18 protein-coding genes are annotated in these 22,543 nt (G+C 72.3%); 8 read left to right on the forward strand and 10 right to left on the reverse strand.

Annotation, left to right across the window (positions count from 1 at the left end):
• Positions 1-58 precede the first annotated feature (58 nt).
• The 9 genes from ACFOYY_RS28360 to ACFOYY_RS28400 are packed head-to-tail and all read right to left on the reverse strand — an operon-like array spanning position 59 to position 6,208.
• A complete protein-coding gene (locus ACFOYY_RS28360) occupies positions 59-496 on the reverse strand; it encodes a pilus assembly protein TadG-related protein (RefSeq protein WP_362910303.1) in 438 nt (145 codons plus the stop codon).
• Positions 493-900 (reverse strand): TadE/TadG family type IV pilus assembly protein, encoded by a 408-nt coding sequence (locus ACFOYY_RS28365; RefSeq protein WP_352010008.1) that lies wholly within the window; start codon positions 898-900, stop codon positions 493-495. The genes ACFOYY_RS28360 and ACFOYY_RS28365 overlap by 4 nt, the downstream gene beginning before the upstream one ends.
• Entirely contained in the window at positions 897-1,364 is a 468-nt protein-coding gene (locus ACFOYY_RS28370; RefSeq protein ID WP_386193596.1) for a TadE/TadG family type IV pilus assembly protein, read from the reverse strand. The genes ACFOYY_RS28365 and ACFOYY_RS28370 overlap by 4 nt, the downstream gene beginning before the upstream one ends.
• Positions 1,339-1,614 (reverse strand): hypothetical protein, encoded by a 276-nt coding sequence (locus tag ACFOYY_RS28375; RefSeq protein ID WP_352010010.1) that lies wholly within the window; start codon positions 1,612-1,614, stop codon positions 1,339-1,341. Before ACFOYY_RS28375 ends, ACFOYY_RS28370 begins: the two co-directional genes overlap by 26 nt.
• A gap of 1 nt (position 1,615) precedes the next feature.
• Positions 1,616-2,554 (reverse strand): type II secretion system F family protein, encoded by a 939-nt coding sequence (locus tag ACFOYY_RS28380; RefSeq protein WP_352010011.1) that lies wholly within the window; start codon positions 2,552-2,554, stop codon positions 1,616-1,618.
• The gene (locus tag ACFOYY_RS28385; protein WP_362910305.1) at positions 2,544-3,458 is read right to left on the reverse strand and encodes a type II secretion system F family protein; all 915 of its coding nucleotides are present in this window, start codon (positions 3,456-3,458) and stop codon (positions 2,544-2,546) included. The genes ACFOYY_RS28380 and ACFOYY_RS28385 overlap by 11 nt, the downstream gene beginning before the upstream one ends.
• Positions 3,455-4,756 carry a CpaF family protein gene (locus ACFOYY_RS28390; protein ID WP_352010013.1) on the reverse strand — a complete coding sequence of 434 codons (1,302 nt, stop codon included), beginning with the start codon at positions 4,754-4,756 and terminating at the stop codon, positions 3,455-3,457. The genes ACFOYY_RS28385 and ACFOYY_RS28390 overlap by 4 nt, the downstream gene beginning before the upstream one ends.
• Positions 4,753-5,508 carry a hypothetical protein gene (locus ACFOYY_RS28395; RefSeq protein WP_386193602.1) on the reverse strand — a complete coding sequence of 252 codons (756 nt, stop codon included), beginning with the start codon at positions 5,506-5,508 and terminating at the stop codon, positions 4,753-4,755. Before ACFOYY_RS28395 ends, ACFOYY_RS28390 begins: the two co-directional genes overlap by 4 nt.
• Before the next feature lies 1 nt (position 5,509).
• On the reverse strand, positions 5,510-6,208 hold the full coding sequence (locus ACFOYY_RS28400) for a hypothetical protein (protein WP_352010015.1): 699 nt from the start codon (positions 6,206-6,208) through the stop codon (positions 5,510-5,512).
• A 723-nt stretch (positions 6,209-6,931) separates the two neighbouring features.
• Between ACFOYY_RS28400 and ACFOYY_RS28405 the strand changes: the two genes are divergently transcribed.
• Positions 6,932-11,512: an FtsK/SpoIIIE domain-containing protein gene (locus ACFOYY_RS28405; protein ID WP_386193604.1), complete on the forward strand. Its 4,581-nt coding sequence runs from the start codon at positions 6,932-6,934 to the stop codon at positions 11,510-11,512.
• Positions 11,513-11,576: 64 nt separating this feature from the next.
• On the opposite strand, the gene ACFOYY_RS28410 is transcribed toward ACFOYY_RS28405, so the two are convergent.
• Positions 11,577-11,849 (reverse strand): WXG100 family type VII secretion target, encoded by a 273-nt coding sequence (locus ACFOYY_RS28410; protein WP_012888044.1) that lies wholly within the window; start codon positions 11,847-11,849, stop codon positions 11,577-11,579.
• 370 nt (positions 11,850-12,219) lie between these two features.
• Here ACFOYY_RS28410 and ACFOYY_RS28415 point away from each other — a divergent pair, with 370 nt between their 5' ends.
• The 7 genes from ACFOYY_RS28415 to ACFOYY_RS28445 all read left to right on the forward strand — a co-directional run bounded on the left by ACFOYY_RS28415 (position 12,220) and on the right by ACFOYY_RS28445 (position 22,477).
• Positions 12,220-13,995: an acetyl/propionyl/methylcrotonyl-CoA carboxylase subunit alpha gene (locus ACFOYY_RS28415; RefSeq protein ID WP_386193609.1), complete on the forward strand. Its 1,776-nt coding sequence runs from the start codon at positions 12,220-12,222 to the stop codon at positions 13,993-13,995.
• Positions 13,996-14,102: 107 nt separating this feature from the next.
• Positions 14,103-15,461: a hypothetical protein gene (locus ACFOYY_RS28420; protein WP_386193612.1), complete on the forward strand. Its 1,359-nt coding sequence runs from the start codon at positions 14,103-14,105 to the stop codon at positions 15,459-15,461.
• A 229-nt stretch (positions 15,462-15,690) separates the two neighbouring features.
• On the forward strand, positions 15,691-16,722 hold the full coding sequence (locus ACFOYY_RS28425) for a FecCD family ABC transporter permease (RefSeq protein ID WP_386193615.1): 1,032 nt from the start codon (positions 15,691-15,693) through the stop codon (positions 16,720-16,722).
• Complete coding sequence (locus ACFOYY_RS28430) at positions 16,719-17,786, forward strand: FecCD family ABC transporter permease (RefSeq protein ID WP_362772754.1); 1,068 nt, start codon at positions 16,719-16,721, stop codon at positions 17,784-17,786. The genes ACFOYY_RS28425 and ACFOYY_RS28430 overlap by 4 nt, the downstream gene beginning before the upstream one ends.
• 105 nt (positions 17,787-17,891) lie before the next feature.
• Complete coding sequence (locus tag ACFOYY_RS28435; RefSeq protein WP_386193619.1) at positions 17,892-18,941, forward strand: iron-siderophore ABC transporter substrate-binding protein; 1,050 nt, start codon at positions 17,892-17,894, stop codon at positions 18,939-18,941.
• Between the two features lie 40 nt (positions 18,942-18,981).
• Positions 18,982-20,775 carry an ABC transporter ATP-binding protein gene (locus ACFOYY_RS28440; RefSeq protein WP_386193621.1) on the forward strand — a complete coding sequence of 598 codons (1,794 nt, stop codon included), beginning with the start codon at positions 18,982-18,984 and terminating at the stop codon, positions 20,773-20,775.
• 1 nt (position 20,776) lies between these two features.
• A complete protein-coding gene (locus ACFOYY_RS28445) occupies positions 20,777-22,477 on the forward strand; it encodes an ABC transporter ATP-binding protein (RefSeq protein ID WP_386193624.1) in 1,701 nt (566 codons plus the stop codon).
• Positions 22,478-22,543 lie beyond the last annotated feature (66 nt).

Genomic DNA, 22,543 nt, shown 5'->3' on the forward strand with positions numbered 1-22,543 from the left:
TCTTCGTCCTCAGCCGGCTCCGCCAGCCGTTCGCCTCAATCGGTACGGCCCGCGCCCGTCACCCGTCGTCCCCCATGTCGGGCCCCGCGGTTGCCGAGGCCTCCATGTCGGAGCCGGGGAAGCCGAGCGCGGCCAGGAAGAACGACGTCCAGGCCGCGGAGACCCGGACCGTGACCTCGCCCTGCCCGCCGCCGACCGAGCACTCGCCGAGGCGGACGTCGGAGCCCGCGTAGCCGGAGACGATCTTCTTCGCCTCCGCGCAGACCTCGTCCTCGCCCAGCAGCCGGGCCTGACCGGTCTCCCTGAGGTATTCGACGTCGATCTTGTCGGCGGCGGCCCTGGCCGCCTGCTCGGCGATGTCCGCGGCCCGCAGCCTGGCGTTGATGGCGCCTCCGCCGTCCACGAGGAGCCCGGCCAGCATGAAGACCATCACCGAGAAGATCACCGTGAAGACCGACATCGACCCCCGGTCTCCGGGTCGGCGGGCAGAGGTCATTTCTCCACCCTCCGGAGCTGCTCAAGCGGGGCCACCGCGTCCCCCCGCATGTCCTTGGCCGCGCCGAAGCCGAGGAAGTCCAGGTCGAGTGAGCAGGTCACCGTCACCTTGACCTGGCCGCCCGCCTTCCAGTCCGTGCCGGCGAGGCTGACGTCCGGTTCGCACTGCCCGGACAGGGACCCCTTGGCGGCCTCGTCCGCGGCGCTCTCCGCGTCGGAGCGGGTGCGTTCGACGGAGGCCGCCCGCGCGGCGTCCCTGGCGGCGCCGTTCACCTCGCCCTGGGCCTCGACGATCCGTCCGGCGCCCACCAGGAACAGCAGGAACAGCAGGAAGACCGGTGCGAGGAGCACGGCCTCCGCCGACAGCGACCCCCGCTCGGGGTCCCCGCCCGCTCTCCTGGTCACTCCTGACACCCCTCACCGCCGTCGTCGGGCCGGAAGCACTCGACGGGGCCGCCGAAGCGCGAGGTGATGGTGAGGCTCGTCGAGGGCAGCAGCGGGACGACCTGGACCGCGGTCGCGGTGATCTCGACCCCCCGCTGGTCGCCCTCCTCCCAGGTCGTCACCTTCGCGCCGTCGAGAAGCTTGGGGCCGATGGCCTTGAGCACCTCCTCGGCCTTGGAGGTCGCGTCCTCCTGCCAGGAGTCGGAGTCGATCCTGGCCAGCCGTGACCCCTCCCGCGCCGCGGCGTCGGCCACCTGGCGGCCGTGGAACCACAGGGCGAACTGCACGACGAGCAGCACGACGGCCAGCACGACCGGCATGATCATCGCGAGTTCGACGACGGAGGCGCCGCGCTCGCCGTCCCGTCCGCGCACGCGCCGGGAGCGGCGCGCGGGCGCCTCAGCCGTTGCCGCCAACCGGGCCACCTCCGCCGTCGGTGCCGCCGCCCCCGCCACCGCCACCGCTTCCGCCGCCGAACTGGTCGGAGATCTCCCCCTGCCTGCCCTCGACGAGGGTCCTGATGAGGGTGGCCAGGCCGAGGGCGACCCCGGCGATGATGGCGGTGATGATGACCCACTCGACCGCTGAGGCGCCCCTGCTCGGAGCGTTGCGCGCCCGGTCGATCCGCACACTCAGGAAGGTCGTCGCGTAGACGATCCACGGATGGTTCAGCATGTCAGGACCCCAACATCTTCATCGCTGCCGGAAAACTCAGGAAGATCACAAAGCCGGCGCAGAGCAGAAGCTGCGCGACGAGCATCGACTGGGAACGTTCACCCGCCTGCCCCTCGATCTCGGCGAGCTCCCGCCGCCGCAGGGTCGCGGCGCGCGCGGTCAGCGACGAGCGGACCTTGGCGCCGTCGTCGGCGACCAGCCCGAGGGCGGCGGACAGGTCGCGCAGCTCGTCCACGTTGATCTCGTCGCCGAGCTGCCCGAGGGCCTGCCACGGGGTGATGCCGACGATCCTGGCGTTGCCGAGCGCCTCACGGATGCGGGCCATCGCCCAGTTGGCCTCCTCCTCGTCCCCGGCGGGCGCGCCGACGGAGACGGCCATCAACAGCGCCTCCGGCACGCCCCGGCCGCCCGCGAGGTTCATCGCGACCAGGTCGAGGAAGGCTCCGACGACGTGCCGGAAGTCGCGGCGCATCCGTGCGGCGTCCCGTTTGACCTGGAGGTCGGGCAGGACGAAGAACACCCCGGAGACCGCGAGGGCGACCCACAGCGGCATCGTGAGCGAGGCGTCCCAGCTCATCAGCGCCAGCCAACCGGCCAGCAGGGGGAAGGCCAGCAGCCCGGAGACGGCCAGCAGCACCTTGGTGGCCAGGAACGCCTCGAACGACCTGCCGAGCAGGGCCAGGTCGGACTTGGCCGAGCGCGCCTGCCAGCCCCTGGCCGCGTACAGGCGGGCCAGCCGTACGCCCAGCTCCCTGCGCAGGGCGCTGACGTCCTCGTCCGGCAGGATGAGCCTGGCCCTGGGCGCCTGGGTGCCCTCCCTGGCCGCGTCGAGGGCCAGCAGCCTGGTCACCAGCCCCGGCCTGGCCGGGAACAGCGCCCGCATCAGCAGGAACAGGCCGAGGCCGAACACGCCCCCGGCGAACAGCGCGTCAGTCGGCATCGCGCGCCTCGCCTCCCATGGTGCCTCCCACGGCCCCTCCGGTGGGCAGGCCGAGCAGTCTGGCGGGCTTGTCGAAGCGGGCCAGGCGCCGCATCCAGGCGAAGCCCGCGCCGAAGAACCCGGCCACGACCACGAGCACGGCCTGCCCGAGGGCGCTGTCGTACTCGGCGACGTAGGAGGGGTTGAACACCACGAGCGCCACGGCGAAGGCGATGGCCGTACCGACCACGATCTGCACGCTGCGCCGGGTCGAGCGGCGCTCGGCCTCGACGCGGCGGCGCATGTCCAGCTCCTCGCGGGCCGAGACGGCCAGCGCGCCGAGCACGTCGCGCAGGCCGGGGCCGCGCAGCTTGGAGTTGAGGATGAGCGCGGCCACGACGAGGTCGGCCGAGGGGTCGTCCAGCTCGTCGGCGAACAGCCTGAGCGCGTCCTGCAGCGGCATCCTGGTGTGCAGCCGGTCGACCAGCGACAGCAGGTGCGGGCGCAGGGTCGGCGCGGCGGCCCTGATCGACGACGGGATCGCCTGTTCCAGGCCCGCCGCCCCGGCGATGGTGTCGCGGAGCGACTCGGTCCAGGCGGCCAGGCCCTCAAGGCGCCGCATCGCCGTACGCTCCTCGGCCGCGCCGCCCGCCAGGCCCCGCCATCCGAGCGCGAGCAGTACGGCCCCGGCCGCCATGACCGGCCATCCGGTCACCACGAGCACCAGGACGCCCACGATCGCGCCGATGGCCGAGCGGGTGGACAGCGCCTTGAGAAGCTCGCGTCTTCCCGCCTTCCTGCCCGGGCTCGCGGGCCGGGGGCGCAGGCCGTACAGGGCCAGGCCGAGCAGGAACAGCCCGGCGCCGAGCGCCGCGCCCGCGAGCATGACCAGCGGGTCGAACAGGCCGGGGGGAAGGCCGTTCACGCCCAGCCTCCGGGGTCGTAGCCGTGGTGGGCCAGCTCCTCCATGCAGGACAGGGGGGCGTTCGGCAGGACCCGGCCGTCGGGGGCCGTGGCGAAGACCTCGGAGGAGAGCACCCGCCCGTCGACACCGGCGACCTCGCGCACGCTGGAGACGAAGCGGCGCAGTCTGCCGCCCTTGGCGTAGTCGTTGCGCTTCTCGATGAAGACCACGAAGTCGATCGCGCCCGCGATGAGCATGTGGGTCGCCTCGATCGGCAGACGCTCGGCGGCCTGGAGGGCGTAGGTGGCGATGCGGTTGAAGACCTCCATCGAGGAGTTGGCGTGGATGGTGGACAGGGACCCGTCGTTGCCCTGGGTCATCGCGTTGAGCATGGTGACGATCTCGTCGCCGAGGACCTCTCCGACGATCACCCGGGAGGGGTTCATGCGCAGCGAGCGGCGCACCAGCTCGGCCATCGAGATCTCGCCCTGGCCCTCGGAGTTGGGCAGCCGCTGCTCGAAGGCGACCACGTTCGGGTGCAGCTCGGCGAACTGGTCGAGGCCGAGTTCGAGGGCGCGTTCGACGGTGATGAGGCGTTCGTGGGGCGGGATCTCGTTGGCCAGGGCGCGCAGCAGGGTCGTCTTGCCCGCGTTGGTCGAGCCGGAGATCATGATGTTCTTGCGGGCCGCGACGGCCGCGGAGAGGAAGCGGCCGATCTCCGGGGTCACGGTGCCGTTGCCGACCAGGTCGCTGAGGAAGACCTTGCCCAGGCGGGAGCGGCGGATGGAGACCGCGGGGCGGACCGTCACGTCCATCACCGCGGAGAGCCGGGACCCGTCGGGCAGGCGCAGGTCGAGCTGGGGGTTGGCGGTGTCGAACGGCCTGCTGGACAGGCCGCTGTAGGCGGCGAGGACCTGGATCAGCTCGATGAGCTCCTCGTCGGAGTCGGCGACCGGCTCCCGCATGAGCTCCTGGCCGTCGGCGTAGCCGACGAAGACCCGGTCGCAGCCGTTGATGTCGATGTTCTCGACGTCGGGGTCGTCGAGCAGCGGCTGCAGGCGGCCGACGCCGAACAGCGCGGCGTGGATTCCGCCGGCGAGGGCCTCCTCCTCCTCTGCGGTCGGCGGGGTACGGCCGACGCCGATCTCCCCGCGGGCGAACTCCTCAAGCACCTGGGCGATCAGCGCGCGGGCGAACTGGCGCTCGTCCTCGCCGCTCATCGGCGGCAGGCCGCTGGCCTGGTCGAGGCGGCGCTGGTGGGCCAGCCGGTCGCCGACCTCCTGCCGGAAGCGCTTCACCAGGGTGTGGTCTATGGTCACAGGACGTGCTCCGGGGCGCGGATCTGGGCGGCGAGGCGTCCGGCCAGCTCACGGGCGGTGCGGATGAGCAGCGAGCGGTCCAGGCGCCCGCCCCACTGGCCGCGCAGCAGCTCGGCGCCCTTGGGGTCGTGCGCGATGCCGGTGACGAAGGCGACCTGCCTGCCGGTCGCCGTGACGATCCGGCGGACGTCGTCGATCGTCGTGCGGTACTGGCGGGGGTCGGCGATCACCACGACCGCGACCTGCACCGAGGAGGGCAGCACCTGGAGGCGTTCGCGCAGGTGGGCGACGTGGTCGAGGCTCGCCCTTGTGAACAGCACCACCAGGGCCGCCTCCGTGACCAGCTCGGTCATCTCGGGGTGGCCGCCCAGGCGCCCGCAGTCGGCCAGCACGTCGGCGCCGGGCAGCGCCGCGAACGCGCGGCCGAGCGGCCCCCACAGCCAGGTGAGGCCCGCGGCCTGTTCGCCGTGGGTCAGCCCGGCCAGCACGTCGAGCCCGCCGACGATCCGCTGGGTGTGCTCGTGGATCTGCTCGGGCTGCAGCCCCCTGCGGGCCGTGGCCCCCAGGGTGAGCAGGCCCCTGCCCGGGTTGAGCACGCCGCCGTCCTGCGCGGGCAGTCGGTAGGCCAGGTCGCCTCCCGCCGGGTCGCACTCGGCGAGCAGGACGGAACGAGGCCAGACCGCGCCGAGCGCGGTGGCCGCCGTGGTGACCCCGGGCGCCCCCTTGTCGGCCGCCAGCACGATGAGCGCCATCTCAGCGGGCCCCGGGGAGCTCGACCACCGCGACCTCGCCGCTTGAGGCGTAGGTGCTGATCAGGGGCGCGTCCTTGACGTCCACCACGATCGCCAGCGGACCGGCCGGGGTTCCCCTGCTGGTCGCGGTCATCCGGTGGACGAGCGCGCTCTGCGCCAGGACCCGGCTCTGCGTCCCGTCGCCGCCCCGGCCCGGCACGTAGATCACCTGGACCCGGTCGCCCTCGTCGAGGGTGATGGGCAGCTGGCCGGGTTTGAGCGACAGGCCGACGATGGCCTTGCCCGGCCCGAGCTCCCCGCTCGCCGAGGCGACCATCCTGGGGGTCAGCAGGGTGCCCGGCAGGAGGGTGACGCTGGCGAAGTCATGGGCGACCTGGGCGCTCTGCGACCACGGAACGTAGTCGATGCCGGTGTCGGCGATCTGCACCTCCTGCATGGAGGTGACGAGCATCTGCTGCCCGGCGCCGATCTGCTTGACGATCCGGATCGCGGAGACCCGGTCTCCGCTGCGCAGCACCAGGAGGGTGGTGGCCAGCGCGCCGCCCAGGATGAGCAACAGGGCGAGGGCCGCGAGCGCGGGTTTGCGCTCACGCGGGGACACGGGGAGTTTGCGCGACGCCGGGCCGGAAAGCCCTGGTTGCGCGCCCGGCCGCTCGGCGTTCGCCGGGGGGCGGCCGCCCGGCTTCTCACTGGTCCTCATGGGTAGGGGGACTCCCAGAGTCTTCGCAAATGGGACTACTGCTCGAATTTACGCCATTATGCGCACCGCACCGATGAACAGGCAGACAAAATCCAGGTCCCATGCTCGTTTGATAGGAACAGGTCTGTCAACGCCGATCGCAAGGATGCTGACGGTTCGGTGAGATGACAAGAGACTTATCGGGGTGATAAGGGCATCTGATTAACTCGTGCGGCGTCCACCCCGGCGTTTAGGGGGCTCATTCGGCGGGAAAGACCCGCGCCCTTCACCATCCGGCCGGAAGGCCGTTCACCGTGTGTCATCCTTGCGTCATGGCTTGCGTCATGGCGAAGTGGTCCGGGTACGCCGCCCCGGCCCCACACCGGATGCGGTTCCCCCTCAGGAAAACGGATCACCCGTGTCACCGCGAAACCACATACGCGAAGACGGCGTCTCCCGTTGCCCGCCGTCCGCGTCCCGCCGCCACGACCTCCCAGGTCAGGCCGTACGGCGAGGCGGCGGCCTGAGTTTTCCACAGCCCCACCCGGCCATTCCCGTGCGCGGCCCGATGAGCGAACGCCCATTTAAAACGGCACGACCGGCCACTGTCATCAGGCGGTTTTCCACAGGCCGCCACGTTTTCCACATACCGCTCCACAACCCATGGCATTGCCGCAAACCACTCCTTCGCGACAAGTGCCACTCTGTACCGTGGACCGGGGCTCCGACCCGAGGAGAGCGTCGATGCGGATCATGCTCACCGTGCTCAGCGAGCACACCGACCGCGATGTCGTGGTCGAGGGCGACGACACGACCACGGTCGCCAGGCTCGCCGAGGCGCTCGCCGGCCAGGGCGGTGAGCGGCCGAGCAACGTGGTACGGCTGACGCGCAGCAAGGCCCCCTACGGCCTGGACCGCGACATCGGGTCACAACCCCCGCCCATGTGGCTCGACGGCCGCCTCCTCGAACCGTCCGCGCCCGCCCTCGGCCTGCTCCGCGACGGCGACCTCGTCACCCTCGAACGCGACCTGGCCGCCGCGACACTCGCCGAGGAACCGGGCGGCATCGTGGAGATCCGGGTCGTCGGCGGGCCCGCCGCCGGGTCCGTGCACCGCATCAGCCTGGGTGTGCACACCATCGGCTCCGACCCGGCCTGCGCGGTCTCCGTCGCCGATCCCATGCTGCCCCCCAGGGCCGCCGTCGTCCGGCTCACGCCCGAGGCCATCACCGTCGAGGCGGGGGAGGGCGCCACGCCGAGACTCGACCGGGAACCGCTCGAAGGCCCGGCGCCCTGGCGGGAGCACGCCGTGCTGACCTGTGGCGCGAGCGTGCTGACCCTCAGGGCCGTCGAACCTCCGGACGCGCACCTGGACGCCCAGCCCGACGGCGGCCTCGCCTACAACCGGCCGCCCAGGCTGCGCACCCCGCCGAGCACACGGCGCTTCGAGGTCCCCGCGGAGCCCAAACGCGCCGAGACCATGCGGCTGCAGCTGCTGACCGCCTTCCTGCCCGCCGCGCTCGGCGTGGTCATGGCCTGGACCCTGCACGTCTGGTACTTCCTGCTGATGGCGCTGATGACGCCGTTGATCATGATCGGCCAGTGGTGGAGCGACCGGCGGCACGGCCGCAAGCAGTACCGCCAGCGGATGAAGGAGTACAGGAAGCGCCTGAAGGACTTCGAGGCGGACGTCGAGCGCGCCCGCGCCGACGACGAGGCGGAGCGCCGTACCGCCGCGCCGGACCCGGCCGAGGTGCTGCTCACCGCGACCGGGCCGAGACGGCGGCTGTGGGAGCGCCGTGACCACGACCAGGACGCGCTCAGGCTGCGGGTCGGGCTCGCCGACCTGCCCGCCGACCTGGAGTTCACCCCGGAGCGCTCCGCCCCCGCCGACTGCGTGCCCCCCGACCCGCCCGACTGCCACGCGGTGCCCGTGGCCCTGGCCATGCGCCGTCTCGGCGTCGCCGGCCTGACCGGGCACAGACCGGCCGTCACGGGGCTGGCCAGGTGGCTGGTCGGCCAGGCGGCCGCCCTGCACAGCCCCCGCGACCTGGCGATCGTGGTGCTGTCGGCGCACCGCGACGGGGAGGAGAACTGGAACTGGGTGCGCTGGCTGCCGCACTGCGCCCCGCGCGGCGGCGAGGACTGCGTCGCGCTGGTCGGCGCCGACCCCGAGGCCGCCGCCCGCAGGGTGACCGAGCTGACCGCGTTGATCGAGGGACGCCAGGGCGAGGAGGAGGGGTCGGCGGCCAAGCTCGGCCGTATCGCCTCCGGATGGGGCGACGGCGCCCCGGCAGGCGCCGACGTCGCGCCCGTATACGACGAGCGGCCCTACGACGTGCTGGTCGTCCTGGACGGCGCCCAGGTCCTGCGCGCCCTGCCCGGCATGCCGCAGGTCCTGCGCCAGGGCCCCAGGGCGGGCGTCTACACCCTGGCCCTCGACGACGACCAGCGGCTGCTGCCCGAAGAGTGCGCCACCGTGGCGGACGTGGCCGGGGACGGCACCGTACGGCTGCGCGGAGGCGGCCTGGACGGGCTCGGCGAGATCCTGGCCGACCAGGTCTCCTCCTCCTGGTGCGACCGGCTGGCCCGCTCCCTGGCCCCGGTGCGCGACGTCAGCCGGGACGAGGCCGCCCTGGCCCTGCCCGGCTCCGCCAGGCTGCTCGACCTGCTCGACCTGCCCTCGGTCTCCGGCGCCGTCCTGGCCGAGCGCTGGGGCCGTACGACACGGGCGGTGATCGGCGCGGGCCCCGACGGCGTCTTCTCCGTCGACCTGCGCACCGACGGTCCGCACGCGCTCATCGCGGGAACGACCGGCGCGGGCAAGTCGGAGCTCCTGCAGACCCTGATCTGCTCCCTCGCGGTGGCCAACCGCCCCGACGAGATGACGTTCGTGCTGATCGACTACAAGGGCGGGGCCGCCTTCAAGGAGTGCGTACGGCTGCCGCACACGGTCGGCATGGTCAGCGACCTCGACGGCCACCTCACCCAGCGGGCGCTGGCCTCCCTGGCCGCCGAGATCCGCCGCCGCGAACGGCTGCTGCTGGCCGCCGGGGCCAAGGACATCGAGGACTACCACGAGCTGCGCGACGCGCAGCGGGCCCGCGCCTCACGGGACCTGATGGTGGCCGGGGCGGGCTCGGCGGTCAGGCAGCTGCCCCTGCGCGCCGACCCGCTGGCGGCGCTGCCCCGCCTGGTGCTGGTCATCGACGAGTTCGCGGCCATGGTCAGCGAGCTGCCCGACTTCATGACCGGCCTGGTGGACATCGCCAGGCGGGGCCGTTCGCTGGGCATCCACCTGATCCTGGCCACCCAGCGGCCCGGCGGCGTGGTCACCGCCGACATCCAGGCCAACACCTCGCTGCGCATCGCGCTGCGGGTGACGGAGGCCGCGGAGTCCTCCGACGTCATCGACAGGCCGGACGCCGCGCACATCTCCAAGGCCACCCCGGGACGGTGCTACGTGAAGTCGGGCGTCGGCACGCCCACGGCGGTGCAGACCGCGCGGATCGGCGGACGCGGGCCCGGCGCGCAGAGCGAGGTGCGGGCCAGGGTGACGGAGGTCGGCTGGCGGGCGCTCGGGCAGCCGCTCACGCCGCCGGAGACGGCCACGGAGAACGCCGCGGTCACCGACCTGTCCGTACTGGTCGACGCCCTGGTCGAGGCCGCCCGTGTCACCGGTGTCCCCAGGCAGCCGAGTCCCTGGCTGCCGCCGCTCGACGACCTGCTGGTGGCCCCCGGGGTCACCGTGGCCCCCGGGGACGCGCCGCCGTACCGGGTGGGGGTCCAGGAGGTGCCGCCGCTGGCGTTCGGGACGACCGACCTGCCGTGGGCGCAGGCCCGCAGGCCGCTGGCGCTCAACCTGGCCGCCGGGGGTCACCTGCTCCTGGCGGGTGCCTCCCGCAGCGGGCGTTCGACCGCGTTGCGCACGCTCGCCGGGGCGATCGCCGCCGGGGCCTCCCCCGAGGACGTGCACCTGCACGCGATCGACTGCGGTTCCGGGGCCCTGCTGCCGCTGATGGCCATGCCGCACTGCGGCGCCGTGGTGACCCGCGACCAGCTCGACCGGGTCGAACGGCTGCTGAACCGGCTGCGCGCCGAGGTCGGGCGGCGCCAGCAACTGCTGGCCGCGGAGGGCTACGCGTCGCTGGCCGAGCTGCGCGCCGCCGCGACCGGGCCCAGGCTGCCGTGGATGGTGCTGATGCTCGACCGGTGGGAGGGGTTCGTCGCCGCGTTCGAGGGCTACGACTACGGGCGGCTGATCGAGTCGGCGATGCAGTTGCTCAGGGAGGGACCCGCGGTCGGGTTGCGCGCCGTGGTGACCGGGGACAGGTCGGTGCTGCTCGGGCAGATCTCCACGGTCTTCGAGGACCGGCTGATCCTGCGCCTGGCCGACCCCTCCGACTACGGCCTGGCCGGGCTGCCGGTGAAGGACCTGCCCGCCGCGCTGGCCCCCGGCAGGGCGCTGGCCACCGGGGAGCACGGGATCGTCGAGAGCCAGATCGCGCTGCTGTGCGACGATCCCGCCGGCCCCGCCCAGGTCGCCGCGTTGCAGGCGCTGTCCAGGGATGTGCCCGGCCGCTTCGGCGCCTCCCCCGGTACGGCCGAGCCGGGGCGGTGGCCGTGGAACGGCGAGCCGCCACTGCGGGTCGACGCGCTGCCGATGCGGATCACCTCGGCGCAGGCGCTGGAGCTGGTGCCCTCCTTCGAGCCGCCCTCCCCGCTGTGGGCGCTGTTCGGCGTCGGCGGCGACTCGCTGACCCCGCTCGGCGTCGACCTGCTCGCCCAGGGACCCGGCGCGGTCGTCGCCGGGCCGTCCCGTTCCGGGCGTTCCTCGGCGCTGCTGACCGCCGCCCGTTCCCTGCTGGACAGGGGGACGCCCGTGGTGGTGGTCACCCCCAGGCGCAGCCCGCTCAGCACGCTGGCCGGGCAGGAGGGGGTGCTGGCCGTACTCGGCGCGGACGGCGACCTCGACAGGGCCGTAGCGGGGCACGAACGGTACGTGGCGATCGTGGACGACGCGGAGCTGGTCTCCCCCGACTCGCCCCTGGGCATGTCCCTTGAGCAGGTGTTGCGCACCGGCCGCGACAGCGAGCACGGCCTCGTCATCGGCGGTACGACGGGTGACCTGACCACCGCCTACCGGGGTTTCGTCGCCGAGGCCAGGAAGGCCCGCACCGGTCTGCTGCTCTCGGTGCAGAGCCCCGCGGACGGCGACCTGTTCACCATCCGGCTCCCCCGCGGCGCGGTCGGCGGCCCGCCGGGACGGGGCCTGCTGGTGACGCTGGGCACGGCCACCGCCGTCCAGACGGCCCTGCCCGGCTGAGGTACGGCGGGGCAACGAAAACGCCGCCCCGGTCTCACGAGACCGGGGCGGCGTGGCGGCCGAATCAGCGCGTGGCGGACTCGATGTTGCCGCGGTAGGTGTTGATCACGCGGGAGGCCTCGGCGAGCTCCTCGGACATGCGCTGGAAGGCGGCACGGTAGTTCTGCCAGGCCTCGGTGAAACGCTGGGCACCCGGGCCGGTCCAGGCGGTGCCGACCTTTCCCGCCTCACGGTCCAGAGCCGCCATCGTGGCCCTCACCTGGTCGGCCTGCTGGGTGAACTGGGTGGCCATCTGCTGCATTTCCGCGGGATTGCCACCAAGCAAGTTCTGGCTCATGCCAGCACTCCTTCTGGATCGGTGTCGGGGGCTCACCAAACGACATCACGATAGGTGAGTGGATCACGGAGATACTCGGATTATGCCGAGCGGCTATGGATCTTCCCATACCCACGGACCGGATAACGCGTCATTCGCCGTAAGTCACATGTCATACCGGGAATCGTCATCCGAGAGGCGCCATGTGCCGGCGGCCGTGCCCACTCCGGCGCACGGGGATCATCACCAATACGGCCATCCAAAAACAACCCATGACATATCCCAATCCCGGCGGGCGGGACCCCGCTCTTCCCAGGCTCCGTACGGCGCCTAAACTCCGTTGGAGGCCCGCCAGCCCCCCCGTTCGCACGTGATGAAGGGAACCATGTCGGTGCAGAAGGTCTTGGTCGCCAACCGTGGCGAGATCGCCGTACGGATCATCCGCGCCTGCAGGGACGCGGGCCTGGCCAGCGTCGCGGTCTACGCCGAGCAGGACCTGGACGCCCTGCACGTCCAGCTCGCCGACGAGGCCCACTCGCTGGGCGGCCAGTCCCCCGCCGAGACCTACCTCGACATCGCCAAACTGCTCGCGGTCGCCGAGACCAGCGGCGCCGACGGGGTCCACCCCGGGTACGGCTTCCTGGCGGAGAACGCGGCCTTCGCCCAGGCGGTCATCGACGCCGGGCTGACCTGGATCGGGCCGCCCCCCTCCGCGATCGTCGCCCTCGGCGACAAGGTGCAGGCCAGGCACATCGCGCAGAAGGTGGGGGCGCCGCTGGTCGCCGGGACCGCCGAGCCGGTCTCCGGGTCCGAGGAGGTGGTGGCCTTCGCCGCCGAGCACGGCCTGCCGATCGCGATCAAGGCCGCCTTCGGCGGTGGAGGGCGGGGCCTGAAGGTCGCCAGGACCCTTGAGGAGATCCCCGAGCTGTACGACAGCGCGGTCCGCGAGGCGGTCGCGGCCTTCGGCCGGGGCGAGTGCTTCGTCGAGCGTTACCTCGACCGGCCCCGGCACGTGGAGACGCAGTGCCTGGCCGACACGCACGGCAACGTGGTGGTGGTCTCCACCCGTGACTGCTCGTTGCAGCGCAGGCACCAGAAGCTCGTCGAGGAGGCCCCGGCGCCGTTCCTGACCGACGAGCAGATGGAGCTGCTGTACTCCTCCTCCAAGGCCATCCTGCGGGAGGCGGGCTACGTCGGGGCGGGCACCTGCGAGTTCCTCGTCGGCCAGGACGGCACGATCTCCTTCCTTGAGGTCAACACCCGGCTGCAGGTCGAGCACCCGGTCAGCGAGGAGGTCACCGGGCTCGACCTGGTCTCCGAGATGCTGCGGATCGCCGAGGGGCAGCCGCTCGGCTACGACGACCCGCGGGTGAGCGGGCACAGCATCGAGTTCCGGATCAACGCCGAGGACGCGGGACGGGGCTTCCTGCCCGCGCCGGGCACGATCACCGCGGTGCGCTGGCCCTCCGGGCCGGGCGTGCGGGTCGACGCCGGATACGAGGCGGGCATGACCGTCCCCGGCGCGTTCGACTCGCTGGTGGCCAAGGTCATCGTGACCGGGGCCGACCGGGGACGGGCGCTGGCCCGGGCCAGGCGGGCTCTCGCCGAGCTGCACCTTGAGGGAATGCCGACGGTGGCCGAGTTCCACCGGGTCGTGGTCGAGGAGGAGGCCTTCACCGCGCCGGACGGCGCGTCGTCGTTCGCGGTGCACACCCGCTGGATCGAGACCGAGTTCGTCAACCCGGTCCAGCCGTACGCCGGGCCGGTCGCCGAGCCGGGGACGGCCGAACGCGAGCGGGTCACGGTCGAGGTCGGCGGCAAGCGGCTTGAGGTCGTCCTGCCCGCCGGGCTGGTCGGCGGGCAGGGCGCGGGCGTGACGGCCCAGGGCGGCGCCGGGGGCAGGCGCGCGAGCAGGCGCCAGGGCGCCGGACGTGCCACGGCGGTGAGCGGGGACGGACTGGTCAGCCCGATGCAGGGCACGATCGTGAAGGTCGCGGTCGCCGACGGGGACGTGGTCGCGGCCGGGGACGTGATCGTGGTCCTGGAGGCGATGAAGATGGAGCAGCCACTGACCGCGCACCGGGCCGGAGTCGTCGCCGGGCTGAACGCGGCGGTCGGGCAGACCGTCACGGCGGGTGCCGCCATCTGTGACATCCGCGACAACTGACCCCTCCTTCTCCCGGGTGACGCGTCCAGGTTTGGAAAGGATTACGGTCAGGGGGGAACTCTGACGTCCACTCGCTCGTCTTCCAGGGCGAAGGAGGGCTTTCTGCCGTGACCACCAAGCAAACAGCGTCAGGTCGCCTCGGTGCCGCGATCATCGCGTTGCTCGCCGGGCTGCTGACCATTTTCATGATCGCCCCGGCGGCGAACGCCGCGGCGCCCGACCCGAGCACGATCGCGTCCGGCCTGAAGGACGGCGACCACTTCTACGCCGACCCCGCGGCGGGCATCCCCGCCAGCGCCGCGGACGCCATGAGCAGCGCCGCCGAGCAGACCTCGACGGTCTACGTGGCGCTGCTGCCCTCCGGCTCGATCACCAGCCAGTCCCAGGCGAAGACTCTGCTGACGTCCCTGCGCAAGGACGTCGGAGGCAAGGCGACCATCCTGGTCATGAACGGCAAGCAGCCGTTCGGTGTCTCCAACGTCAAGGGCATCGACGTGGACGAGCTGCTCAGCAGGGCGGCCACGACCTCGAGCCCGACGGACAACATCGTCAACTTCGTGAAGCTGGCCGACGACGCGGCCACCGGTGCCGGGCTGGGCTCCAGCCCCTCCCGCTCCTCCGGGGGCTCCTCGGGTGGCGTGCTGATCGGCATCCTGGTGCTGGCCGTCGCGGGCGGTCTGGGCATCTTCTTCTACTCCCGTAAGAAGAAGCGGCAGCGCGAGGCCCGTGAGGCCGCCGAGCTGGCCGCCGTCAAGCAGACCGTCGACGAGGACGTCACCAAGTTCGGTGAGGAGATCACCGACCTGGACACCGACGTCAAGCTGCTCGGCAACGGCTCCGATCACCTGCAGGACTGGCAGCGCGCCCTCGACTCCTACGAGCGGGCCAAGGTGGAGCTCGCGGCGGTCAACCGCCCCGACGAGCTCCGCGGCGTGACCACCGCGCTTGAGGAGGGCCGCTACGCCCTGGCCTGCGTGAAGGCGCGCGTGAACAACCAGCCGCTCCCCGAGCGGCGCTCGCCGTGCTTCTTCAACCCGCAGCACGGTCCCTCGGTCCGTGACGTCCGCTGGGCCCCGCCCGGCGGCGCGGTGCGCGACGTGCCCGCCTGCGCGGCCGACGCCGAGGCCATCGAGCGTGGCTTCGAGCCGCAGACCCGTCAGGTCATGGTGGACGGCCACTACCGCCCCTACTACGACGCGGGCCCGGCCTACCAGCCCTACGCCTACGGCTACTACGGCGGCTTCGGCGACGTCATGAGCGCGATGCTCGTCGGCACGATGATGGGCAGCATGCTGGGCGGCGGCTGGGGCCACAGCGGTTACGGCGCCGGCTACGAGCAGGGCCTGGCCGACGGCGGTGGCGGCAGTGACTTCGGCGGCGGCGGAGGCGACTTCGGCGGCGGAGGCTGGGGTGACTTCGGCGGCGGCGACTTCGGCGGCGGTGACTTCGGTGGCGGCGACTGGTAGTCACCGCTGACGGATCCGGCGGCCACCACGGTCACCGGCTGAGAGCCCTCGCCGGCCAGAGATCAGGACGGGCGCGTTCCCTCGGGGACGCGCCCGTCGTCGTTCGCGCGCCGTACGGCCCCGGCCGTTCGAGGGGCCTGCGGCCGTCTGTCCCGTGGACCGGAGGGATTCCCTGGCGGACCAAAGGGATAACGTACGTCGAATGAGTGCGTCTGTGGTGAAACGTCCCATGTCTGCGGCCACGGGGGTCCGCCGGCGACGGCAAGGGGTGGGCCTGGGCGCGCTCGTGGTCGTTCTCCTGCTCGTGGGGACGGTTTCGCTGGCCGTCGGTACCCGCGCGTTGAGTCCTGCGGAGGTGTGGCACGGGCTGTTCACGGCCCCGGGCTCCGACCGGCGGCTCACCGAGATAACGCTCATCGTGCAGACCGTGCGGATACCCAGGACCGTGCTGGCGATCGTGGCCGGAGTCGCCCTGGGGGTCGGCGGGGCGTTGATCCAGGGATACACGCGCAACCCGATCGCCGACACGGGGCTGCTTGGGGTGAACTCCGGCGCCTCGTTCGCCGTCGTTTCGGTGATCACTCTGTTCGGGATCAGCAATCCGTACCAGTACGTCTGGTTCGCCTTCCTGGGGGCGGGGGTCGCCGGGGTCATCGTGTTCGGGCTGGCGAGTCTCGGCCGGGGAGCGGGCAGTCCGCTGACGCTCGCGCTGACCGGTCAGGGGGTCGCGGTGTTCCTGGCCGCGATGACCACGGCGGTCGCGCTGACGGACCAGGCCTCGCTGAACGCGCTGCGCTTCTGGAACGCGGGCTCGGTGTCCGGTGTCGGATTCGACGTCATCTGGCCGCTGACCGCGTTCGTCGTGGCCGGGCTGGCCCTGGCGGCGGTCACGCTGCCCGCCGTCAACCTGCTCAGCCTGGGCAACGACGTGGCACGAGGGCTCGGGGTGAACGTCACGCTGAACCGGACGGTCGGCATCGCCGCCATCACCCTGCTGGCGGGCGCGACGACGGCCGCGTGCGGCCCCATCGCGTTCCTCGGCCTCATGGTCGCCCACGTGGCCCGGTATCTCATCGGACCGGACTATCGCTGGCTGGTGCCGTGCGCGGGCCTGCTCGGCGCCCTTGTCCTGCTGGTCTGCGACATCGTGGGGCGCGTGGTCGCACGGCCCGGCGAGTTGCAGGCCGGCATCGTCGTCGCCCTCGTCGGCGCCCCGTTCTTCGCGGCGCTGGTGTGGCGTGGAAAGTTCAAGACGGCATGAACGAGACAACGATGAAGCGGTCGTCGGCACCGGGCGTGCGGCTCGGTCCCGTGTCGTTCGTGTGGCGGCCCTGGATGGTGCTCGTCACGCTGCTGCTGGCGGCGGCCGCCTTCGTGGCGTTCTGCCTGTCCATCGGCGTCGGCGACTTCCCCATCGGCCTGCGCCAGGTGGTCGCCACCCTCCTCGGCCGGGGGGAGCAGGTCGACGAGTTCGTGATCATGGATCTTCGGATGCCACGTGCCCTGGCCGGGCTCGTCGTGGGGATCGCGCTGGGGGTGTCCGGGGCGATCACGCAGTCCATCGCACGCAACCCGCTGGCCAGCCCCGACGTTCTGGGGATCACCGGAGGCGCGAGCGCGGTCGCGGTGACCCTGGTGACGGTTTCCGGCGGGGCCGCCGCGACGGTCGCCGGTTCCGTCGGCCTGTCCGCCGCGGCGCTCGCCGGCGGGCTCGGCACCGGCCTGCTGGTGTACCTCCTGGCGTGGCGGCGTGGGATCAACGGTCTCCGGCTCATCCTCATCGGCATCTCGGTGAGCGCCGTGATGGAGGCCGTCACGACCTGGCTGCTGGTCACGGCCGACATCAGGGATGTGGCACGGGCCCAGGCGTGGCTGGTCGGCTCGCTGAACGACCGGTCGTGGGCGGAGGTCCGGGTGGCGCTGTGGGGCACTCTCGCGCTCGTGGCCGTCGTGGTGTGCGTCGCCCCCCATCTCAGGGCCCTGCAACTGGACGACGACGTCGTGACGGGCCTGGGCGTCCGGCACTCGACGGTGCGGGCGATCCTGCTGCTGTGCGCGGTTTCGCTGGCGGGCATGGCGGTGAGCGCCGCGGGCCCGGTCCCGTTCGTCGCGCTGGTGGCGCCGCAGGTGGCGATGCGCCTGGTTCGGTACCCGGCGCCGCCGCTCGTGGCCTCCGGGCTGACGGGCGCGCTGCTGTTGATCTGCGCGGACCTGGTGGCGCGTACGGTGCTGCCGATCTCCCTGCCGGTCGGCGTGGTCACCGCCGCGATCGGCGGCCCCTTCCTCGTCTACCTGCTGGTGCGGGCGAACCTCAGGGCGGGATGACCGGCCAACCAAGGTGAGGTTAGGCTTGCCTAATCCCTTCATGCTACGGTTTCCCCACCGCTGGTTAGTTTTGTGGCGGATTGTACGAAAGCAAGGGATTCCGGGATGCTCCTCCACCGAACAACGGCCACGAAGACCTTGCGGCGGTTCGCCACGGCGTTCTCCGCCGCGGCCCTCGGCGTCGGCCTCCTCGCGGGATGCGGTTCCGAACCCGCGGACAAGCCGGCCGGCGATGTGGCCGCCGCTCCGGGAGGCGCGTTCCCGGTCACCGTGGAGCACGCGTTCGGGTCCACGCAGATCACCAAGGCCCCGCAACGGGTCGTCTCCGTCGGCTACACCGACGACCAGGCCATCCTGGCCTTCGGCGTGAAGCCGGTCGGCATGGTCGACCAGTACCCGAACCCGCCGGGCACGACCCCCGACATCAACACCCAGTGGCCCTGGGTGAAGGACAAGTGGGGCGACGCCCGCCCCGAGGTCATCATGAGCAACGGGGACTCCGGCCCGAACTACGAGAAGATCGCCGCCCTGCGACCCGACCTGATCATCGCGGTCTACTCGGAGATCGACAAGGCCGCCTACGACCGGCTCTCCAAGATCGCCCCGACGGTCGGCCGTACCAAGGGCGAGGCGGAGCCGTTCAGCGCGCCGTGGCAGGACAACGCCCTCCACATCGCCAAGGCGCTCGGCAAGGCCGACGAGGGCGCGCAGCTGGTGCAGGGCATCCAGGACAAACTCGACGCCGCCCGTAAGGCGCACCCGGAGTTCGCGGACCAGACCGCCGTCGCGCTGTCCTGGTACAAGGGCTCGGTCGCGCCGTTCGCCACCACCGACGTACGCGGACGGCTCGTGACGGGCATCGGCTTCAAGGGCGCGACGGAGATCGACAAGATCGCGGGCGGCAAGTTCTACACCGTGCTCTCCCCCGAGCGCATCGACCTCGTCGACGTCGACCGCATCTTCGTCATCGCCGACCAGGCGGACCAGGAGGCGCTGAAGAAGTTCGCGCTCTTCACCAACCTGTCCGCGGTCAAGAACGGGAAGGTCTCCTACCTCCTGGACAGCGAGGGCCCGGCGATCGGCGCGGCCCTGTCCCAGAGCACCCTGCTGTCCCTGCCGTACGCGATCGACGAACTCGTCAAGTCGGTCGGCTGAGGTCACCGATGAGCGTCCCCCGTCCCGCTGCGGTCCCGGTGTGAACACCGCGGACACCCCCGTCGCCCCGGCCCCGCTGCGTACGGCGACCGGGCGGGAGGCGGCCCGCTGGGTCGCGGCGCACTCCCGCGAGGCGCCGTGGCTGACGGCCGCCACCGTGCTCACCACGGTGGCCGGGGCCGCCCTCCAGGTGCTGCCGATGCTCCTGCTCGGCCGGGTGGTCGACGGGGTGATCGACCGCGAGCCCCGGTCGACGCTGATCACGATCGGCGCGCTGATGCTGGCCGCCGCGCTCCTCGGCGCGGCGGCGGTCGCGGCCCCGACGTATCTGATCGGACGGCTGGGCGCGGACCTGCTCGCGAGGTTGCGGGAGGGCGCCGTCCGCGCGGTGCTGGGAACACCGAGCGCGCGTGTCGAACAGGCGGGCCGGGGAGACGTGCTGTCCAGGGTCGGCGACGACGTGGCCGTGCTGTCCAAGGGCATCCGCACGGCCGTTCCCACCGTGTTCTCCGCGGGAGTGCTGGTCGTCATCGCCACGGCCGGCATGTTCGGGCTGGATTGGCGGCTCGGGCTTGCGGGCGTCGGAGCGCTGCCCGCGTACGCGCTGGCCCTGCGCTGGTACCTCCCCCGGTCCGCGCCGCTGTACCGGAGGCAGCGGGAGGCCCAGGCCGATCGCGCGCAGGCGCTGATCAGCGGCCTGAACGGGATCGGCACGGTACGGGCCTACCGTCTTGAGGCCGCCTTCCGCGAGAAGGTCACCGGCGAGTCGGCACGGGTGCGCGACCTCGGCGTCGAGGTCTTCCGGCTCTTCGGCCGGTTCGTCGGCAGGGAGAACCGCGCCGAGTTCGTCGGGCTGGTCCTGATCATCGTGGTGGGATACGTCCTGCTTGAGGCCGACGCCGTCACCCTGGGCGAGGCCTCGGCGGCCCCACTGCTGTTCCATCGGCTGTTCAACCCGCTGGGCTCCATCATGTTCACCTTCGACGAGGCACAGAAGTCGGGCGCGAGCCTGACCCGGCTGGTCGGCGTGCTCGGCGAGGCGACGCAGGAGAGGCTGGTGGGTCATGCGACCGCCACGGCGGGCGCCGGGCCGTACCCGGTGGTCGTGGAAGGGGTGACGTTCGGCTACCCCGGCTCGGACCGGCCGGTCCTGCGGGACGTCGACCTGGTGATCCCGGCAGGCGGCTCGCTCGCGCTGGTGGGGGCGACGGGCGCGGGCAAGTCGACCCTGGCGGCGCTGGTCGCGGGCGTCGTGACCCCGCAGGCAGGGACGGTCCGCATCGGGTCGACCGATCTCGCCGACCTGGACGAGGCCGGGGCACGGGCCCTGGTGAGCGTCCTCACGCAGGAGACACACGTGTTCTCCGGCACGCTCGCCGACGACCTGCGGCTGGCCGCGCCGGAGGCGACCGACGCCGAGCTGATGGACGCGCTGCGCGGGAGCGGCGCCGACACGTGGGTCGCGACGCTGCCCGACGGGCTGGACACCCCGGTCGGCGAGGGCGGCGAACGCCTTGACGGCGCCAGGGCCGCCCAGATCGCCCTGGCCAGGCTGGTGCTGGGCCGCTCACCGGTGGTCGTGCTCGACGAGTCGACCGCGGAGGCGGGCAGCCAGAGCGCCGCCGAGCTGGAACGGGCCGTGTCCGCTGCGTGCCTGGGCCGGACCACGCTGCTGGTGGCCCACCGGCTGACCCAGGCGACGACGGCGGACCGCATCGCCGTACTGGACGCCGGACGCGTCGTGGAACAGGGGACCCACGAGGAGCTGGTGGCCCTGGACGGCCGGTACGCGCGGCTGTGGCACGCGTGGCGACAGGACGGTCGGCGCACCTGAGATGACGACCTCAGAAGAACGACGGTTCCACACGGGAACCGGCATCCTCCGTACGGCACTGCGGCGCAACGCGGGCGCCATGGCCTGGGGCACCGTCCTCATGGGCCTGTACCAGGCCGGTGAGACCGCCTTTCCCATCGCGCTCGGCCTGATCGTCGAACACACGTTGCGGGACAGAGGTCTCGGCGCGCTCGCCCTGTCGATCACCGCGCTGGCCGTGATCATCACGACCGTCTCCCTCTCATGGCGGTTCGGGATGCGAATCCTGCAGAAGGCCAACACCGCCGAGGCGCACCGCTGGCGGGTGCGGGTCGCGGCCTGCGGACTCCAGCCCGTGGCCAGGGACCTCGACCTCAGGTCCGGCGAGATCCTGACCGTCGCCACCGAGGACGCCGACCAGACCGCCGACATCATCGAGGTGGTGCCGCTGCTGGTCAGCTCACTGGTCGCGGTGCTGGTCGCCGCGGTCGCCCTGGGCACGGCGGACGTACGGCTCGGCCTGCTGGTGATCGTGGGCACCGCCGCGACCCTGTCCGTCCTGAGTGTGATGTCCAGACGGATCGGCACCGCCACCGGTGAACAGCAGGCCAGGGTGGCCCGGGCGGCCGCGAAGGTCGCCGACCTGATCACCGGTCTGCGCCCGCTGCACGGTTTCGGCGGCAACCACGCGGCGTTCCTGTCCTACCGGAGGGTCAGCGCGGAGGCCAGGGACCAGGCGGTCGCCGTCGCCGGGGTCAACGGCGCGTACGCGGGCGTCGCGCTGGCGCTCAACGCCCTCCTCGCCACGGCGGTGACCCTCACCGCGGGCTGGCTGGCGTTCGACGGCCGGATCACCGTCGGGGAACTCGTCATGGCCGTGGGCATGGCGCAGTTCATCATGGAACCGCTGAAACTGTTCTCCGAGATGCCGAAGTACGTGATGATCGCGCGTGCCTCGGCGGAGCGGATGGCGTTGGTGCTGGCCGCGCCCGCGGTGACGACCCCGGGGCGGGAACCTCTGCAGGAGAGCGGAGATCTCGTGCTGGACGGCGTCCGGCACGGCTGCCTGCGGGATCTGACGTTCCAGGTGCCCGCCGGGGAGTTCGTGGCGATCGTCGCCTACCGGCCGCGCGTGGCGGCCGACCTCGTGGCGGTGCTGGCCATGGAAGCCCCGCCCGGTTCCTACGAGGGCGCGGTGCGGATCGGCGGGCGGAGGCTGGCGGACCTGTCCGTCGAGACGGTCCGCGAACGCATGCTGGTCAACCCGTTCGACGGGGAGATCTTCTCGGGCACCCTCCGCACGAACATCGTCCCGGCGGGCGGCGACCGTATGATCCACGAGGCCGTCGAGGCGTCCATGCTGACCGACGTCGTCGCCCTCCACCGTGAGGGTCTCGACCACGGCGTCCGGGACCGCGGCGCGAACCTCTCCGGCGGGCAGCGCCAGCGGCTGTCCCTGGCCCGGGCCCTCGCCGCCGACGCCGGCATCCTGGTCCTGCGCGACCCGACGACGGCCGTCGACGCGGTCACCGAACAACTCATCGCGCACAACATCGCGAAGCTGCGCCGCGACCGCACCACCATCGTGATCACCAGCAGCCCGGCCTTCCTCGGCGCCGCCGACCGCGTCCTCGTCCTGGACGACGGCACCGTCACCGCGGACGACACCCACCACAACCTCCTCGCCTCCGACGAGGCCTACCGCCTGGCCGTGGCCCGATGACATCCGGCACGCGGGGTACGGCACGCCCCGCGACGTGCAAGCCTCCGTCTAGCGGGATGCAATGAT

This window comes from Streptosporangium jomthongense, assembly GCF_042650425.1.
In the GTDB taxonomy this organism is placed as follows: Bacteria; Actinomycetota; Actinomycetes; order Streptosporangiales; family Streptosporangiaceae; genus Streptosporangium.